Source organism: Salinimicrobium xinjiangense DSM 19287 (assembly GCF_000423585.1).
GTDB lineage: Bacteria > Bacteroidota > Bacteroidia > Flavobacteriales > Flavobacteriaceae > Salinimicrobium > Salinimicrobium xinjiangense.
Genome location: NZ_KE384055.1, coordinates 1 through 18,826 on the forward strand (window position 1 = coordinate 1; position 18,826 = coordinate 18,826).

The following is an 18,826-nucleotide window of genomic DNA, read 5'->3' on the forward strand; positions in this document are numbered from 1 at the left end:
ACAAATCTCTCAAAGTTTTATACATTGGAGACATAGGCTCCCAGTTCTCCAATTCTCTTTCTATTCCAAAACTGGCAATGGTCTTTGCATCTACCTTATCTGTTTTGGTTTTCACATTCAGACTTTTAATGTAGTTTTTTATTTTATTAGCTAACACCACTGACACCTTCTGGTTCTGAGAATGAAGATAGTAAGCAAGGTTTTCGTAATATACTCCTGTTGCTTCCATTACAAATCTTACCGACCACTCATCATCTTTTTTTTGTTTTAAAGACCAGGATAAGAAATTTTCAAATCCCTGATCTGTATTTTCAAAGGAACGAGTTCCTTTTATCTTAATACTGTTATCTTCTGTTCTTACTTTAATACAGGCATAGAAGTCATTCATCGAAATGTCAATACCAATAATTAGTTTACTCATAATATGTTTAAAGTTTAAGGAATATCTTCTTTTATCTTTCCTCGTGTTTATACGGAATACAAACAACATGGCCTGTTTCCTAGATACTATTCAGATTTTAAGAAGAAAAGAAACAAGTGCAAAGTCTCTGGGTCGATATACAAAATTTGTTATCTGGGGCGATGTTGCTATTCCTGTTTCTTCCTATTATTAATTTTGAGGATTCAAGTAACTAAGATTATATATTTTAAAGTATTTATAGTGAACAAAATTCCTATTTTTCAAACATACGAGGGGCGAAATATTGGTAGCCCGGGGTGTAAACCCCGGGTTGTATATACAACCTAAGCATACCGTTCATAGGAGCGACCGAGGTAGTCATATGATAGTGGTGAGAGGACAGTAGTCGGTTGTCAGGTCACGGTGGTTTTTAGAAAACTTTAAACCTTGAATCTTGAACTTTGAATCTTGAATTCTATTTCTGCGGAAGAAGGTTTTCGTTGATGTTTTGGATATAAGCCAATACCTCTTCACTTCCCATTCCATTTGCAGATGAGGTGACGAAATACTGCGGCATTTCGGTCCAGGTTTGCAGCATCTCTGCCTGGTAGTCATTGATATTCCTTTCCAGAGCCTTTGGTTTCATTTTGTCGGCTTTCGTAAAGATGATACAGAAGGGCACCTGATGCTCTCCCAACCAGGTCATGAATTCCATGTCTATAGGTTGAGGTTTATGGCGACTGTCGATAAGGACAAAAGCACAGAGCATCTGCTCCCGTTTTTCAAAATACTGGGTGATGAACTTCTGAAAGGTCTTTTTGGCCGACTTGGAAACGCGCGCATAACCATATCCCGGCAGGTCAACCAGAAACCAGCTTTTATTGATCAAAAAGTGGTTGATCAACTGGGTCTTTCCGGGCCGGCCTGATGTTTTTGCAAGGTCCTTCCGGTTAGTGAGAGCATTAATAAGAGAAGACTTCCCGACATTACTCCGGCCAATAAAAGCATATTCCGGCAATTTTGTATCCGGACATTTGGATACATCAGAATTGCTGATCACAAATTCGGCCGACTTAATTTTCATGGCGTGGTTTTATAACTTCCGGGCGGTCAACCACCTGTAGAGGATCTCATTAAAAGCATCAGGGTGTTCCATCATGGCGGCATGACCACATTTTTCGATCCAGTAAAGGTTGGAATCGGGCAGAAGGCGGTGGAAATCTTCGGCTACCTCGGGAGGGGTAACGTTGTCATTTCTTCCCCAGATTATACAGGTGGGGGTAAACATCTTTGGAAGATCTTTTGACATATTGTGCCTTATTGCACTCTTTGCAATAGCCAAAGTTTTGATGAGTTTGTTTCGGTCATTAACTGTCTCAAAAACGTCGTCAACAATTTCCTTGGTTGCTATGTTTGGATCGTAAAAAACATTTTCTGCCTTTTTTCGAATGTATTCGTAATCCCCTCGCTTAGGATAACTTTCGCCCATTGCACTTTCATATAACCCGGAGCTTCCGGTGATGACCAGAGCCTTTATGCTTTCAGGATAGAGTTTTGTGCACAACAAAGCAATGTGTCCCCCAAGGGAATTCCCCAGGAGTATCGCTTGCTCATATTTTTTATGATCGATAAATTCTTTCAGAAATTTCGCGAAAGTCGCGACACTTGTCTTTAAAAGAGAAAGTTCGTAGAGTGGTAATTTTAATAAAACGACTTTATATCCATTTGCCGGGAAAAAATTCAGTACCCCTTCAAAATTACTTAAACCTCCCATCAACCCGTGCAGGATAATAATAGGTGTTCCTTCACCTTCCTCTACATACTTGAATTTTCCTTCTTCCCTTAAATTATTTTCCATTGATGCCTTTGCTGTTAGCTTCGCAAATATAGTGATTTCCCTACAAGTATATAGATTTTACAGAAGCTGCCATAATTTTTATAGCTGCAATTTTCACATTTCCTGACTTAGGGCCAATGAAAAAGTTTAATTTTTTTTAACAAATTTCTTTCACAACTAAAAGGGCTTCAAGTAGTTGGTTTAAGGGGTGCTTAAAGGGTATGAAGTGGAAAATTTATCAACAATGTGGTAAAAAGTGGTAAAATGTGGTTTAAATTTCAATATATTTGAAACGTAAACTATTAGGGTGGTAAATCTCATTGGCACATATGAATGTAAGGTAGACGCAAAGGGGCGGCTCATGGTTCCTGCGCCTATGAAGAAGCAGTTAGTGCCTATTATCCAGGACGGTTTTGTGCTTAAACGCTCCTTGTTTGGCAACTGTCTGGAGCTTTATCCTATGGTTCGCTGGAATGAAGTCATGCAGGAAGTGGGAAAGCTCAACAGGTTTGTGAAGGAGAACATGGACTTTATAAGAAAATTTACAGCAGGTGTTAAAATTGTGGAGGTGGATGCTAATGGCCGTCTGTTAATTCCTAAAGACCTCATACGGGTTGCTGGTATTAATAAGGAGGTAGTTATCGCTTCTCCTATTGATATCATTGAAATTTGGGATAAAGAAGGATACGAAAAGGCAATAGATACTCCCCCGGAAGAATTTGCCGAACTGGCAGAACGTGTAATGGGTAATAAAAACGGAGCCAATGAGCTATCATAAACCGGTATTACTGGAAGAATCTGTAGATGGGTTGAATATTCAGCCTTCCGGTATCTATGTTGACGTCACCTTTGGTGGTGGCGGGCATTCCCGGGAGATTCTCAGCCGATTGGGGCCGCAAGGAAAGCTGTTCGCTTTTGATCAGGATAAAGATGCTCTTGTAAATAAAATTGACGACGAAAGATTTACTCTCATCAATGAGAACTTCAGGTTCATTAAAAGATTTCTAAGGTTCTATGGAGTAAAAAAAGTTGATGGGATCCTTGGGGACTTTGGAGTCTCTTCTCACCAGTTTGATGTGGCAGAACGCGGATTTTCAACACGATTTGAATCTAAGCTGGATATGAGGATGAATCAGCAAAGCAGCCTAAGTGCTTTTGAGGTGGTGAATAATTATGAGGAGAAGCAGTTGAAAGCAGTGCTTTTTAATTATGGGGAATTGAGAAATGCTCCAAAGATCGCCCGCACCATTGTCACCGCCCGCAAAGAGGGTGAGATTGCTACCAGTGAAAGGTTAAAGGAGATCCTGCAGCCTTTTCTGCCAATGGGAAAGGAGCACAAGATCCTCGCGCAGATCTATCAGGCCATTCGGATCGAGGTGAATCAGGAGATCGAGGCTTTAAAAGAATTTTTGTTGCAGACGGAAGGTCTGCTTAAACCGGGAGGGCGATTAAGCCTTATTTCTTATCATTCCCTTGAAGACCGTTTGGTAAAGAGATATATAAGGAGTGGTCTGTTTGAAGGAGAGCCTGAAAAAGATTTCTACGGAAATATTTCAGTTCCCTTTCAAAAAGTCGGAAAAATGATCGTGCCTTCTTCCGAAGAAATAAAGAGAAATAACCGCGCCCGAAGTGCAAGACTAAGAATAGCCGAGAGGTTAGCCTAAATGAAGGAAAGTTTATACGACATATTAAAAGGTAAGTTTCTAATAAGCAACGACGCTTTTAACAACTGGCGTTTTATCCTGTTTTGCACCTTGCTTGCCATTTTTATGATTGGCAGCTCTCACAGTGCAGAACAAAAGGTACATGAAATAGCAAAGCTCAATGATGAGGTGCTGGAGTTGAGGACGCAGTTCCTTGACGGAAGATCCAATCTCATGAAGCTCAAAATGGAATCGACCATTACCAGAAGGATGGTGACCCGGGGGATCAAACCTTCAGATGTGCCACCAACCAAGATTGTAGTTAAAGAAAAAAAATAAGCCAAATGGCAACCACCGAAAAGCACATATTGTACCGCATCTATTTTGTGGCAGCCTGCATGTTCTTGTTCGCGATTGCGGTGGGTGTGAAGCTGCTTAATATCCAGATCGTGGAGGGGGAAAATTACCGGGAGATCGCCGAGCAGCGTACCTACCGGAATTTTGTTATTCCGGCAAACCGGGGGAATCTTTATGATACCAATGGAAATCTTCTTGCTACTTCCATTCCTAAGTACGACATCAGGTTTGATGCGGTGACCGTATCAGAAAAACACTTTCAGGAAAATGTAGGGCCATTATCAGAAGAGCTTTCGGAGATGTTCGGGAAATCTTCTTCTCACTGGGCTCAAAAACTTAGAACTGCAAGGGCCAATAAACACAGATACCTTCTTATTGCCCGTAATCTTGGCTACTCAGAATATATTAGGGTAAAGAAGTTCCCTATGTTTAAGCTGGGTTCCAATCGCGGCGGAATTATCGTGGAGCAGAGGACGGTACGCGAACATCCCCTCGGTACTATGGCTGAAAGGACCGTAGGCTATGAGCGGCAGGATGACAGTGGATACTTTACCCGTGTAGGCCTGGAAGGAGCTTTTGGACCTTATTTAAGAGGGAAAGAAGGTAAGCGTCTTAAACAGCGGATCGCTAAAGGCCAGTGGAAACCTATTAGTGATAATAATGAAGTCGAACCAAAAGACGGTTACGATCTGATCTCAACGATTGATGTAAAGATCCAGGACATTGCGCATCACGCCTTGCTGCAGCAGCTGGAAAAGTATGAAGCCGATCATGGCTCGGTGGTGGTTATGGAAACCTCCACGGGAGAAATAAAAGCTATTTCAAATCTTGGCCGTACCTCGAAAGGAACTTATTTCGAAAAGCTCAACTATGCAGTGGGCGAAGCTCATGAGCCGGGTTCTACGTTTAAATTAATGGCCATGGTTGTAGCTTTGGAAGACAAGGTGATCGATACCAGCACAGTTGTAGATACAGAAAAAGGGATCATGGTGATACACCGTCGTAGAGTGCGGGATTCCAAGCACGGAGGTTATGGAAAGATCACTGCAGGAAAAGCATTTGAGGTGTCTTCCAACGTCGGAATTGTGAAACTGATCTACGATAATTACAAAGACCAGCCAAAGAAATTCGTTGACGGCCTCAACACAATGCATCTAAACGAAAGCCTCGGTTTGGCTATCAAAGGGGAAGGTACTCCTTATATACCCTATCCGGGGGATAAAACCTGGTCGGGTCTTTCTTTGCCGTGGATGGCTTATGGCTACGGAAGTATCCAGCTCACTCCGCTGCAAACCCTCACTTTTTACAACGCGATTGCCAATGGCGGTGAGATGGTAAAGCCGCGTTTCATAAAAGAAGTCAAGGAATGGGACAAGACCATTGAAAAATTTGAAAAGAAAGTGATCGATCCGCAGATATGCAGTCCCGAAACTGTGGCTAAAGTGACAGACATGCTGAAGAACGTGGTGGAACGTGGAACCGGAAAGAGTTTATATGAGCCTAATTTTTCAATGGCCGGCAAAACGGGAACTGCTCAAACAGAATACTGGAAAGAGGGCTGGGCCCAGAATCCCCAGTACATCTCTTCATTTGTTGGATTTTTCCCTGTTGAAAATCCGAAGTATTCCTGCATCGTGGTGATCCATAAACCAAATAATAAGACAGGATATTATGGGGCCGACGTAAGCGGGCCGGTTTTTAAAAGGATTGCGCAAAAGATCTTTACAGATACACCGGTGCTGGATGAGTTTGAGAGTCTTGAGGCGACCAAACCTGAAATTGAAAAGAATTTTGAAAAATATTTTGCCACAGCGCGAAACCTGAATGAGGTAATGCCCGATCTAACCGGAATGCCCGCTATGGATGCTGTTTCCCTTTTGGAAAACCTGGGAGTGAAATATGAACTTTCCGGAAATGGAGAGGTAAGTCAGCAATCTGTACAGCCGGGAACGAAGATCGGAAAAGACCAGGTAATAAAATTAAAATTAAGTTGATCTATTTAAAAGACATATTATACAGGGTTTCCCTGGAGGCGGTTATTGGAAACACCAACATTGCTGTTAATGATATTCATTTCGATTCCCGAAAAGTCGGGTTCAATGATGTGTTTGTGGCAATAAGAGGTACGCAAACAGATGGTCACACTTATATTGACAAGGCTGTGGAGCAGGGTGCCCTTGCGATTATTTGCGAGGAGATGCCTAAAGCTACTGTGAACGGAATTACTTACGTGAAAGTGAAAAATTCACAGCAGGCATTGGCGTATATAGCCGATAATTTCTACGGAAATCCTTCCGGAAACCTGAAACTTGTTGGTGTTACCGGTACCAACGGCAAAACCACTGTTGCTTCCCTGCTCTACCAACTCTTTACAAAAGCCGGATTTAAAGTGGGATTACTTTCTACCGTTAAAGTGAGGGTAGCAGGGGAAACTTTCCCAGCCACACATACCACACCGGATTCTCTTACCATTAACTCCTACCTCAGGAAGATGAATGAAGCCGGTGTTGAGTATTGTTTCATGGAAGTGAGTTCACACGGGATCGCTCAACACCGCACCACCGGATTAAATTTCGCGGGTGGGATCTTTACCAATCTTACTCACGAGCACCTCGATTATCACAACAGCTTCGCAGAATACAGGGATGTCAAAAAAGCCTTTTTTGACCAGCTTCCTGCTTCAGCTTTCGCTTTGACCAACAGTGATGATAAGAATGGAAAGGTGATGCTTCAGAATACCAGGGCCAAAAAATATAGTTACGGGCTCAAGTCTGTAGCCGATTATAAGGCACAGATCCTGGAAAATGGTTTCGGCGGAATGCTGCTTAAGATCAACGAACAGGAAGTCTGGACCAAATTAATCGGAAATTTCAATGCCTATAACATTCTGGCGATCTATGCCGCTTCAGAATTACTCGGACTAACAACTCTTGAGAGTCTCAAATACATCAGTGAACTTGATGCTGTAAGCGGAAGGTTTCAGTACCATATTTCCGAAGGAAAGATCACTGCAATTGTAGATTATGCCCACACCCCCGATGCACTTCAGAATGTGCTCGAAACCGTCAATAGCATACGCACAAAGAATGAGGAATTGATCACTGTAGTAGGATGCGGCGGAGATCGTGACCGCTCAAAAAGGCCAAAAATGGGGCACATTGCTTCGGCACTTAGTACAAAAGTGATCTTTACCAGCGACAATCCACGAACAGAAGATCCCGATAAGATCATTGAAGAAGTGGAAGCGGGTGTGGAGCCTCAGAATTTTAAGAAAGTAATGTCGGTTACAAACAGGTTACAGGCAATAAAAACTGCCTGCCAGCTGGCAAATCCCAATGATATCATCCTTATCGCCGGGAAAGGCCATGAAACTTATCAGGAGATCAATGGCGTAAGAAAGGATTTTGATGATTTCAAGATCGTAAGTGAAACCTTAAAAGAATTAAACAAATAATTTCTCCCGGAGAAGAACTAAAACATATGTTATACCATCTGTTCGAATATCTTGAAGAAGCCTATACCTTTCCGGGGGAGAGACTATACCAGTATATCTCCTTTAGATCGGCAGTGGCTATTATCCTGTCTTTGGGGATTTCGACCATTTACGGAAAAAGGATCATCAATTTTCTTCAGAAAAAACAGATTGGAGAGAGCGTAAGGGACCTTGGACTTGAAGGCCAGACACAAAAAGCGGGAACTCCTACAATGGGTGGAATCATCATCATCATTGCCACTCTTATTCCCGTATTGCTGCTTGCGAAACTCGATAACATTTATGTGATCCTCTTGATCGTGACCACCCTTTGGATGGGGGCGATTGGATTTCTGGATGATTATATCAAGACCTTCAGAAAAGACAAAGAAGGTTTAAAAGGTATTTTTAAGGTGATAGGCCAGGTAGGGCTTGGGATCATTGTTGGAGCTACAATTTATTTTCACCCGGATATTACCATTAATGAGAATCCGCAGCTGCCGGGAGTGAATCAGCAGGTGGAGCTGATCTCTTCAGCTGAAAATCCCGTACCGACTTCTGCGGAAGAAAAATCGACCAAAACGACAATTCCATTTGTAAAGGACAATGAATTCGACTATGCAAGTCTTATAACCTGGATTAATCCAGCGTATGCTCAATATGCCTGGCTGATCTTTATTCCAATAGTGATCTTTATTGTAACCGCAGTTTCCAACGGCGCTAATCTCACCGACGGCATTGACGGCCTCGCAGCGGGAACTTCGACGATAATTGTGCTTACCCTGGGGATCTTCGCCTGGGTATCGGGTAACATCATATTTTCAGATTACCTGAATGTGATGTACATACCAAGAACGGGGGAGATGACGATCTATATTTCAGCCTTTGCGGGAGCATTGGTTGGATTTCTTTGGTATAACACTTTCCCCGCCCAGGTTTTTATGGGGGATACGGGAAGTCTTACCATTGGGGGAATCATTGCTGTACTTGCACTTGCCACCAGGAAAGAATTATTGATCCCAATTCTCTGCGGCGTGTTTTTAATTGAGAACCTGTCTGTAGTGATGCAGGTAGGCTGGTTCAAATATACCCGGAGAAAATACGGGGAAGGAAGAAGGATCTTCCTGATGTCGCCTTTACACCATCATTTTCAAAAGGCAGGATTTCATGAAAGTAAGATCGTAGTAAGATTTTGGATCATTGGGATCTTCCTGGCCATCGTAACCATAGTAACACTGAAGATTAGATAATGCCAACAGAAACAAAAAATAAAGACCGCAATTTCCTCGTCATTCTTGGCGGAGGGGAGAGCGGTGTGGGTACAGCCATCCTGGGCAAAAAGGAAGGTTTCCGCACATTTGTTTCAGACAAAGGAAAGATAAAAGATCAATTCAAGGCTCGGCTTAATGAACATGAAATAGACTGGGAAGAGGAGCAACATTCCGAAGAAAAGATCTTCAAAGCCGACCTGGTAATGAAAAGTCCGGGGATACCTGACGATGCCCCCCTCGTCAGTCGGCTAAGAGGAAAGGGAATTCCGGTGATCTCAGAGATCGAATTTGCCTACAGCTTTACCAATGCAGTTTTGGTAGGTATTACCGGGAGCAATGGAAAAACGACCACCACCATGCTCACACACCACCTGTTGAAAGACGGCGGACTAAACGTGGGGATGGCCGGCAATGTGGGCCAAAGTTTTGCCAAACAGGTCGCCGAAACCAATGCAGATCATTATGTGCTGGAGCTTAGCAGTTTTCAGCTGGATGGCATAGAGGAATTCCGTCCGCATATTGCAGTATTAACAAACATAACCCCGGACCATCTGGACAGGTACCGGCATGATTTCAACCAGTACATCGCCAGTAAATTCAGAATTGTAAAGAATCAGACAAAAGAAGATTATTTCATTTATGATGCAGATGATCCTGTGATCATGAAATGGCTTAGAGAGAACCCAATACAATCCCAAAAATTGCCTTTTTCACTCCTGGAGGAATTTGAAAAAGGAGCTTTTATAAAAGACCAACAACTTATTATTCGCACAGATAACTCAGAATTGACCATGTCTACATCCAATTTAACCTTAGAAGGAAAACACAACGCCAAAAATGCGATGGCCGCAGCTACTGTTGCACAATTATTACGCATTAGAAAAGAAACGATCAGGCAAAGTATGGAAAGCTTTCAGGGGGTGGAACACCGTCTTGAAAAGGTGCTAAAGATCAACAATGTCCAGTATATCAATGATTCCAAAGCAACAAATGTTAATGCTACTTACTATGCTTTGGAAAGTATGGAGTCTGAAACCGTTTGGATAGTAGGCGGCGTAGATAAAGGCAATGAATATGCAGATCTATTGCCGCTGGTCAATGAAAAGGTCAAGGCAATAGTTTGTCTTGGAGTAAATAATGAACCAATTCTAAGTGCTTTCGGAAAATGTGTCGATGTGATCGTAGAGACCCGCTCGATGGAAGAGGCAGTGCAACAGGCATACAGTCTTGCCGAAAGAGGAGATACGGTATTGCTGTCTCCGGCTTGTGCAAGTTTTGATCTATTCCAAAACTATGAGGACAGGGGAAGGCAATTCAAAGAGGCGGTAAGAAACCTGTAAAACAATAAGTATCAAAAAAGGAAATTAATGACAGGACTTTTTTCAAGGATAAAAGGTGATAAAACTATCTGGGCTTCGGCCGGATTGCTGGCGATATTTTCGTTCCTTCCGGTTTACAGCTCCAGTAGTAACCTGGCGTACCTGTACGGGGACGGAAGTACTTTCCCGTACCTGGTAAACCATTTCATCTACCTCTTCCTTGGCTTTGTGATCATGTTCTTTGTACATAAAGTTCCCTATCATTATTTTGTGGGACTTTCTATCCTGGTACTCCCCATTCTTATACTGCTGCTGGCCTTTACGGTCTCGCAGGGAATGGTCATAGACGGGGCAAATGCCAGCCGCTGGGTCACCATTCCATTTTTAAATAAGACATTCCAGACCTCCACGCTGGCCTCGGTAGTCCTACTAACCTACGTGGCGAGGTATATGGCAAAAATGAAAGATCAAACTTTCACTTTTAAGAAATCTATTTTACCGCTTTGGGTACCGGTTGCATTGGTGTTAGGATTGATCCTGCCGGCCAATTTTTCAACTACAGCCATTTTATTTGCCATGGTACTTCTGGTGGTGTTTATTGGAGGTTATCCTTTGAAATACATAGGAGCCATTCTTGGCGCCGGCATCATTTTCCTGTCAATTTTCATGTTGTCAGCAAAGGCATTTCCGGGATTATTTCCGCATAGGGTGGATACCTGGATTAGCCGGGTCGAGAATTTTACGAATGATGAAGTGACTGAAGCCGATTACCAGATCGAAAAGGCAAAGATCGCCATCGCCAGTGGTGGAATTGCCGGCCAGGGAATAGGAAAAAGTGTGCAGCGGAATTTCCTGCCGCAGTCCTCTTCAGATTTTATTTACGCCATTATAGTTGAGGAAATGGGGCTCATTGGAGGAATAGGAGTGATGTTAGCCTACCTCATGCTGTTTTTTAGAATAATTATTGTGGCTACAAAAGCCAATTCGGTTTTTGGGAAATTACTGGTCATTGGCGTGGGCCTGCCTATAGTTTTTCAGGCGCTGGTGAACATGGCCGTGGCAGTGGAGTTGTTTCCGGTTACGGGGCAGAACCTGCCATTGATCAGTAGCGGGGGATCGTCCATCTGGATGACCTGTCTTGCTCTGGGAATGGTTTTGAGTGTTAGTGCCAAACGCGAGGAAGAACTGCAGCAGGAAAAAGACGAAAGACCGGCAGATGAAGATAATCCATTGGAAATTTTAAGCGAGGCAATATGACAAATCAGTTACGGGTTATAATATCAGGTGGCGGCACGGGAGGACATATCTTTCCGGCAATTTCTATTGCCAATGAATTAAAGTTGCGCTATCCCACCTGCGAGATCCTGTTTGTAGGAGCCGAAGACAGGATGGAAATGCAAAAAGTCCCTGAGGCTGGCTATAAAATAGAAGGATTGTGGATTAGCGGAATTCAGCGCAGGCTTACTGCCAAAAATCTGCTGTTCCCGGTAAAGCTTGTGAAAAGCTTGTGGAAGGCACGAGATATTATAAAGAAATTTCAGCCAGATGTGGTGATTGGTACCGGCGGATTCGCCAGCGGACCTCTATTGCAAATGGCTAACAGGGAGAATATCCCCACTTTGATCCAGGAGCAGAATTCCTATCCCGGGATCACCAATAAATTGCTTGCGAAAGGGGCAAATACTATTTGTGTTGCTTATCCAGATATGCACAGGTTTTTCCCTGCGGAAAAGATCGTACTTACAGGTAACCCGGTAAGACAGGATCTTTTGGATGTGACTTCAAAACGTGAAGAGGCGCAAAAATTCTTCGGAATTGATCCTTCAAAGAAGACAGTACTTGTTCTTGGCGGGAGTCTTGGAGCCAGGAAGATCAATCAATTGATCGAAGACAACCTGAAGGAGTTTGAGAAACACAATTTGCAGGTGCTATGGCAAACCGGAAGTCTTTACTACGATGAATACAGTAAATATGCTGAAAAAGAACATATCCAGACTTTCGCATTTTTGAAGAGGATGGATCTTGCATATTCCGCGGCAGATATTATTATTTCGCGTGCGGGTGCAGGGACAGTCTCAGAATTGTGCATTGTTGGAAAGCCGGTGGTTTTCATTCCGTCGCCTAATGTGGCCGAAGATCACCAGACAAAGAATGCCATGGCCGTGGCCGAAAAGGACGCTGCCGTAATACTTTCAGAAAGTCATTTGGAGCAGGGCTTCAGGTCAATTTTCTTTCCGCTTGTAGAATCGGAAGAGAAAATGAAGAGTCTGGGCAAAAACATCAAAGCTCTGGAGAAGCCTTTTGCTACAGGAAACATTGTGAATGAAGTGGAAAAATTATTGAAGACCAGAAGATAATATGGGATACTACGATAACATAAAGAACATTTATTTCATAGGGATTGGAGGCATAGGCATGAGTGCCCTTGCCCGCTATTTTCATTCCGATGGAAAAAATGTTTCGGGTTATGACCGTGTCCATTCTGAGATTACGCGCGAACTTCAAAAAGAAGGAATACAAGTGATCACGTCAAGCGCAGTCGAAGATCTGCCAGAAGCGATCTTACAAGACCGCGAATCCCTGGTAGTTTACACTCCTGCCATCCCCCAGGATCACCCACAATATGTGCATTTTACAGCCGATAGCTATACCATGGAGAAACGTGCGGGGGTGCTTGGAAATCTTACCGCCGGTCATCTTACGCTTGCAGTCGCGGGAACTCATGGAAAAACCACCACCAGTACTATGCTGGCACATTTGCTCAAGGAAACAGGCAATAAAATAACTGCATTTTTGGGAGGTATATCAGAGAATTACGCATCTAATCTTATACTAGGTGGTGATGAGGCTATGGTGGTCGAAGCAGATGAATTTGATCGTTCCTTTTTAAAGCTTTCACCCAATCTGGCAGCCATTACTTCTATGGACGCCGATCATCTCGACATTTACGGGGATGATATCCAGATCAAAGAATCTTTCAGGGCATTTGCAGCCCTGGTACCGGAGGACGGAAAACTGTTTTTTGCAAACGGGCTTCCGCTTGAGGGGATATCTGTAGGAGTGGACGATGATGCCGACATAGCTGCGGTTAACATAAGTGTCAAAAATGGCAGTTATCACTTCAATTTAAGAACTAAAGAAAAAACATATAAAGGCTTCGAATTGAGCCTTCCGGGAAAACATAATTTACAGAATGCAGTCACAGCTTTGGCAATGGCAATTGAATTCGGTGCCCCCCCCGAAGCACTTGCCAAAGCTTTGGCTTCATTTAAAGGTGTGCAGCGAAGGTTTTCCTATCGCATACAGCAGGAAAATCTGGTATTAATTGACGATTACGCCCATCATCCTGCCGAGATTTCGGCGGTGCATCAGGCGGTTCGGGAAATGCATCCGGGGAAGAAGGTTTTGGCAGTTTTTCAACCGCATCTCTTCAGTCGCACACGGGATTTTGCTGAAGGCTTTGCGGAAAGCCTGGGAATGTTTGATGAGTTATTGCTGCTGGATATTTATCCGGCGCGGGAAAAGCCAATTGAGGGAATTACTTCAGAATGGCTTCTGAAGCTGGTCAAAAATGATAAAAAACAGCTCGTTTCAAAAGAAGAGCTTTCCGAAGCAATAAAATGTAAAAATGCTGAGGTAGTGGTGCTTATGGGCGCCGGGGATATTGGAGAAGAAGTAGAAAAAATAAGAAAGAAACTGGCAGGTGAAAATTAACTGGAATTACATAAAAACCTTCTTGGTGATTGGCGTTGCGTTCTTTTTATTTGCATTCGCCGAAAAGCGCAATCACGCCCGGATTCTTTCCGAAGTAAATCTGCAATTTACCAATGATGAAAACCTGTATCTCACTGAAGAAGCGGTTAATAAATTGTTAATACAAAATGAGATAAGGGTTAAGAGTATAGGTAAAGAAACTTTAGATTTGAATAGGGTGGAAAGCCTTCTGGAATCACATGAGATGGTCGAAAATGCTGAAGTTTTTCTTAGTGTTGACGGAAAGATGGGAGCAAAGATCACCCAGAGAAAACCTTTGGGTAGAGTGATGGCAAGTGCACCTTTTTACCTTGACAGACAGGGCTTTAAAATGCCTCTTTCAGAGTATTATTCGGCAAGAGTGCCTGTGTTGACGGGCGTTAGGGAAGAGCACCTAAAGGAAGTTTTCCCGCTGGTGGACTATATCACAAAGGATGAATTTCTCACCAGGCATGTAACAGAACTACAACGCAGGAGAGATGGGAAGTACGAAATATCACTGAGAAAGCTGGATTTTGTGCTGGTGTTTGGAGAAGTAAAAGACATCGAATTAAAGTTTAAAAATTTTAAAGCTTTTTATCAGAAGGCACTGAAAGATAAAAAGCTTGACGCATATCAAAAAGTGGATCTGCAATTTGGTGACCAGGTTGTATGCACTAAAAAGTAAAGTATGGAACAGAACGACATCGCAGTAGGATTAGATATTGGAACTACTAAGATCGTAGCCATGATCGGCCGTAAGAATGATTACGGAAAAATGGAGATCATTGGAATAGGAAAGGCCAAGAGCCTTGGGGTGCACCGTGGAGTGGTAAACAATATTACCCAGACGATACAGTCCATCCAGCAGGCGATACAGGAGGCAGAGGCCGATAGCGGAATGAAGATCAAAGATGTGGTGGTAGGTATAGCCGGTCAGCACATTCGCAGTTTACAGCACAGTGATTATATCACGCGTCCTAACCCGGATGAGGTTATCGATGCCAGTGACATTGAAACCCTTTGTAACCAGGTACACAAGCTGGTGATGCTTCCGGGAGAGGAGATCATCCATGTTTTACCTCAGGAATTCAAGGTTGACGGGCAGGCTGAAATTAAAGAGCCTATCGGGATGTACGGCGGAAGGCTTGAAGCCAATTTTCATGTGGTAGTTGGACAGGTTTCTTCTATTAGAAATGTTGGAAGATGTGTGAAGAGCTCAGGATTGGAACTTTCGGCAGTCACCTTAGAACCACTGGCATCTGCAAATGCGGTTCTAAGTCAGGAAGAAAAAGAAGCCGGAGTGGCGTTGGTTGATATTGGTGGTGGTACTACAGATCTTGCCATCTTCAAAGATGGGATTATTCGTCACACAGCAGTAATTCCATTTGGTGGCGGTGTGATCACAGAAGATATCAAGGAAGGCTGTTCGATCATTGAAAAGCAGGCAGAGTTGCTAAAAGTGAAATTTGGATCGGCCTGGCCGGGAGAGAACAAGGACAATGAAATTGTTTCAATTCCCGGACTTCGAGGTAGAGAGCCAAAAGAAATAACACTAAAAAATCTGTCCAAGATCATCCACGCCAGAGTTGTGGAGATCATTGAGCAGGTTTACCTCGAGATCAAGAATTACGGTCACGAAGAGCAAAAGAAAAAATTAATTGCCGGTATCGTATTGACCGGAGGTGGTGCACAATTAAAGCACATCAAGCAGCTGGTGGAATATATCACCGGAATGGATACCAGGATTGGATATCCTAATGAACATTTGGCCGGGGACAGTGATTCTGAAACTACGAGCCCGGTATTTGCCACCGCAGTTGGGCTTGTGTTGAACAGCCTTGAGATCAACAGCAAGCATCCTCATAAGGAGGAAGAAGAAGAGACAGTAGCGGCAGGCACTACTCCCACAGCTGTTCCAACAGAGGAAGAGGAGCGGGAAGAGCCAACTACTATTAGTCAGCCACGCAGAACAATATTTGAGAAATGGTTTGAAAAATTCAAAGATTTTTTAGACAACGCCGAGTAGGAAAGTCGGCATAAGAATTACTATGAAAAAGAAAGATAAAAGAAGTACAAAACCAGTAAAACAGAATTTATGAGCAGCACAGAATTCGGAAACATTACATTCGATCTCCCCAAGAATCAATCGAACGTTATAAAAGTTATTGGTGTAGGTGGAGGCGGTAGTAACGCGATCAATCACATGTTCCAGCAAGGGATAAAAGGGGTGGATTTCGTTATTTGCAACACCGATGCACAAGCCCTTGAAAACAGTCCCGTTCCCAATAAAATCCAGCTTGGAGTTAGAGAAACGGAAGGACTGGGTGCAGGCGCCGATCCTGAAGTCGGTCGCAAGGCAGCAGAAGAAAGTTTTGATGAGATACGGGCTCTTTTGGACACCAATACCAAGATGGTATTTATCACTGCCGGAATGGGTGGTGGTACAGGAACAGGAGCTGCGCCAATAATTGCCAAACAAGCTAAGGACATGGGGATACTCACGGTGGGGATCGTGACTATTCCATTTCAGTTTGAAGGGAAAACTAGGTGTGAACAGGCACAACACGGAGTAGAAAACCTGCGTTCGCACGTGGATTCTCTTATTGTGATCAACAATAATAAGCTGCGGGAGGTTTATGGAAATCTTGGTTTCAAAGCCGGATTTTCCAAGGCAGATGAAGTACTTGCCACTGCTTCAAGAGGTATAGCCGAAGTAATTACCCATCACTATACGCAGAACATTGACTTGCGGGACGCCAAGACCGTTCTTAGTAACAGTGGTACCGCTATAATGGGATCTGCACAGGCATCAGGTGGAAACCGTGCGCAGGATGCTATATGCAAGGCTTTGGATTCTCCGCTGCTTAACGATAATAAGATCACAGGTGCCAAAAATGTGTTGCTGCTTATCATTTCCGGTTCCGAAGAAATTACTATTGATGAGATAGGAGAAATAAGTGATCATATCCAGGCAGAAGCCGGGCACAGTGCAAATATTATTATGGGTGTTGGAGAGGATGAAAGCCTTGACGATTCTATTTCGGTAACTATCATCGCTACAGGATTTGACGTAGAACAACAAAATGATATTGTAAATACAGAAGCAAAAAAGATCATCCATACATTAGAGGATGAGCAAAAGGCAGAACATGAACTTTCACCGAAGAAAACCTCTTCGGCTTATGAAGGTCCTTCTGCTACTCCTAAGGCAGCAGAAGAGAAGATCGTTCACACCCTTTCGCTGGAGGACGAGGAGATAGAAGAGGAGCCGGAGAGCAATAAACCTTCGGCAGCCGTCAGAGAAATGGATGTGGAATATGAAGAAGTAAAACCTGTAAAAGAACCAGAATTTGTTATCACAGACAGGGTGAAGGATATTGAAGTACAGGAACCTGAGGTTGTAAATCCTGAACCACAGGAACAGCAGTTTATGTTCACTTTTGATATGCCTCGCAATACTTCCGAAGAGAATCAACCACAACAAATATCTTCTGAAGAAAGACCGGAACCTGCGCGGGAGGAAAAGATCGTCCACAGACTTTCTGAGGATATGGAGGAAAAAACCGAATTGAATAAGAAAGAACTTTCTGCCCAGGCTAAAAATACGCATAATGGAATCACCCGGTACTCTCTGGATGATTACATGCAGGTAGAAGAAATGCTTAAAGGCTCGCAACCAGTTAAGCAACAGAAGCCCGAAATTGAGCCGGAGCTTAAAAAAGCGCCTGCTCCCATACAACCTCCAATAGCGAAATTGCCAAATACCCCGGAGGTGAAGAAAACCCCTGAAGATGATGCGGATCCCTTCAATATCCCTATCAATGAAAGCCTGGTTAAAAGAGCTGCCGAGAGGAAAGCAAAAATGAAGGAGTTCAATTACAAATTCAGAAACAATCTTTCTAAGGTAGATGAGTATGAAAGACAGCCGGCCTATAAAAGACGCGGAATTGATCTCGACACTTCAAAACCCGGAGAGGAAAAACTTTCCAGAACCACACTGGGCACAGGTGATGATGATGAAATACGATTCAGAACGAATAATTCGTTTTTACATGATAATGTAGATTAGATAGTCCCCCAACTATTTTAACCCGAAACCTGCCCCCCGGTTTCGGGTTTTTTATTGACTTTAAAGTTCTTGCGCCACGGATATTTACTGATTATCTTAGCGATGCAAAAATAAATTGATCAAAATGAGTCTACAGGATAAAGTAATGACTGAAATTAAGGCTGCCATGCGGGCCAAAGACAGTAATAAACTGGAAGCTTTACGCGCAGTTAAAAGTGCGATCCTTCTGGCACAAACGGATGCATCAGGAAAAGACGGTTTAAATGAAGAAGAGGAATTAAAGCTGTTGCAGCGCCTGGTAAAGCAGCGAAAGGAAAGTGCGGCCATCTATAAGGAGCAGGGGAGAGAGGACCTGGCCCAACCTGAACTTGATCAGGCTGCAGTGATAGAAGGATTTCTGCCTGAGCAGATGAATGAGCAGGAGATCGAGGCAGAAGTTGACAAAATTATTGCTCAAATCGGTGCCAGTGGAATGCAGGACATGGGAAAAGTAATGGGGGTGGCTTCCAAAGAACTTGCCGGAAGGGCCGACGGAAAGACTATATCAATGGTGGTGAAACGGAAACTGGCTTAACGACTGAATCTACCTTCCTTATCTTAATAAAGGGTTAAATACTGTTTTATAAGGCTTAAAGTTTAACTAAACCTGTTATGAGGTAGACCAGAAGATATAATTTTGTTCTCAAATGAAGTTGCTTCCTTATGAAGTAAGCGCTTCTAATC

General features: G+C 43.2%; 17 protein-coding genes. 14 read left to right on the forward strand and 3 right to left on the reverse strand.

Annotated features, from left to right (window positions below):
• The 3 genes from G564_RS0114390 to G564_RS0114405 form a co-directional block, all read right to left on the reverse strand.
• Positions 1 to 421 (reverse strand): IS110 family transposase (locus tag G564_RS0114390; protein WP_037374123.1); only part of this gene is annotated, 421 nt, incomplete at its 3' end.
• 454 nt (positions 422 to 875) lie between these two features.
• A complete protein-coding gene (gene yihA / locus G564_RS0114400; RefSeq protein WP_029038276.1) occupies positions 876 to 1,484 on the reverse strand; it encodes a ribosome biogenesis GTP-binding protein YihA/YsxC in 609 nt (202 codons plus the stop codon).
• Between the two features lie 9 nt (positions 1,485 to 1,493).
• A complete protein-coding gene (locus tag G564_RS0114405; RefSeq protein WP_029038277.1) occupies positions 1,494 to 2,258 on the reverse strand; it encodes an alpha/beta fold hydrolase in 765 nt (254 codons plus the stop codon).
• A gap of 286 nt (positions 2,259 to 2,544) precedes the next feature.
• Here G564_RS0114405 and G564_RS0114410 point away from each other — a divergent pair, with 286 nt between their 5' ends.
• The 14 genes from G564_RS0114410 (at position 2,545) to G564_RS0114475 (ending at position 18,677) form a co-directional block, all read left to right on the forward strand.
• On the forward strand, positions 2,545 to 3,015 hold the full coding sequence (locus G564_RS0114410) for a division/cell wall cluster transcriptional repressor MraZ (protein WP_029038278.1): 471 nt from the start codon (positions 2,545 to 2,547) through the stop codon (positions 3,013 to 3,015).
• Entirely contained in the window at positions 3,002 to 3,901 is a 900-nt protein-coding gene (rsmH, locus tag G564_RS0114415; protein ID WP_029038279.1) for a 16S rRNA (cytosine(1402)-N(4))-methyltransferase RsmH, read from the forward strand. The genes G564_RS0114410 and rsmH overlap by 14 nt, the downstream gene beginning before the upstream one ends.
• Entirely contained in the window at positions 3,902 to 4,219 is a 318-nt protein-coding gene (locus tag G564_RS0114420; RefSeq protein WP_029038280.1) for an FtsL-like putative cell division protein, read from the forward strand.
• Positions 4,220 to 4,224: 5 nt separating this feature from the next.
• Positions 4,225 to 6,231, forward strand: a complete 2,007-nt coding sequence (locus G564_RS0114425) for a penicillin-binding protein (RefSeq protein WP_029038281.1) — start codon at positions 4,225 to 4,227, stop codon at positions 6,229 to 6,231.
• On the forward strand, positions 6,228 to 7,691 hold the full coding sequence (locus G564_RS0114430; RefSeq protein WP_029038282.1) for a UDP-N-acetylmuramoyl-L-alanyl-D-glutamate--2,6-diaminopimelate ligase: 1,464 nt from the start codon (positions 6,228 to 6,230) through the stop codon (positions 7,689 to 7,691). The genes G564_RS0114425 and G564_RS0114430 overlap by 4 nt, the downstream gene beginning before the upstream one ends.
• A 26-nt stretch (positions 7,692 to 7,717) precedes the next feature.
• Positions 7,718 to 8,959, forward strand: a complete 1,242-nt coding sequence (mraY, locus tag G564_RS0114435) for a phospho-N-acetylmuramoyl-pentapeptide-transferase (protein WP_029038283.1) — start codon at positions 7,718 to 7,720, stop codon at positions 8,957 to 8,959.
• A complete protein-coding gene (gene murD, locus G564_RS0114440) occupies positions 8,959 to 10,320 on the forward strand; it encodes a UDP-N-acetylmuramoyl-L-alanine--D-glutamate ligase (protein ID WP_051205507.1) in 1,362 nt (453 codons plus the stop codon). Before mraY ends, murD begins: the two co-directional genes overlap by 1 nt.
• 27 nt (positions 10,321 to 10,347) lie before the next feature.
• A complete protein-coding gene (locus G564_RS0114445; protein WP_029038285.1) occupies positions 10,348 to 11,556 on the forward strand; it encodes an FtsW/RodA/SpoVE family cell cycle protein in 1,209 nt (402 codons plus the stop codon).
• On the forward strand, positions 11,553 to 12,656 hold the full coding sequence (gene murG / locus G564_RS0114450) for an undecaprenyldiphospho-muramoylpentapeptide beta-N-acetylglucosaminyltransferase (RefSeq protein WP_029038286.1): 1,104 nt from the start codon (positions 11,553 to 11,555) through the stop codon (positions 12,654 to 12,656). The genes G564_RS0114445 and murG overlap by 4 nt, the downstream gene beginning before the upstream one ends.
• A gap of 1 nt (position 12,657) precedes the next feature.
• The gene (gene murC / locus G564_RS0114455) at positions 12,658 to 14,013 is read left to right on the forward strand and encodes a UDP-N-acetylmuramate--L-alanine ligase (protein WP_029038287.1); all 1,356 of its coding nucleotides are present in this window, start codon (positions 12,658 to 12,660) and stop codon (positions 14,011 to 14,013) included.
• 25 nt (positions 14,014 to 14,038) lie between these two features.
• Positions 14,039 to 14,719, forward strand: coding sequence for a cell division protein FtsQ/DivIB (locus G564_RS0114460; protein WP_245583699.1), 681 nt, complete (start codon positions 14,039 to 14,041; stop codon positions 14,717 to 14,719).
• Positions 14,720 to 14,722: 3 nt separating this feature from the next.
• Entirely contained in the window at positions 14,723 to 16,060 is a 1,338-nt protein-coding gene (gene ftsA, locus G564_RS0114465; RefSeq protein WP_029038289.1) for a cell division protein FtsA, read from the forward strand.
• A 69-nt stretch (positions 16,061 to 16,129) separates the two neighbouring features.
• Positions 16,130 to 18,103, forward strand: coding sequence for a cell division protein FtsZ (ftsZ, locus tag G564_RS0114470; RefSeq protein ID WP_029038290.1), 1,974 nt, complete (start codon positions 16,130 to 16,132; stop codon positions 18,101 to 18,103).
• A gap of 124 nt (positions 18,104 to 18,227) precedes the next feature.
• Positions 18,228 to 18,677 (forward strand): GatB/YqeY domain-containing protein, encoded by a 450-nt coding sequence (locus G564_RS0114475; RefSeq protein WP_029038291.1) that lies wholly within the window; start codon positions 18,228 to 18,230, stop codon positions 18,675 to 18,677.
• The last annotated feature ends 149 nt before the right edge of the window (positions 18,678 to 18,826 follow it).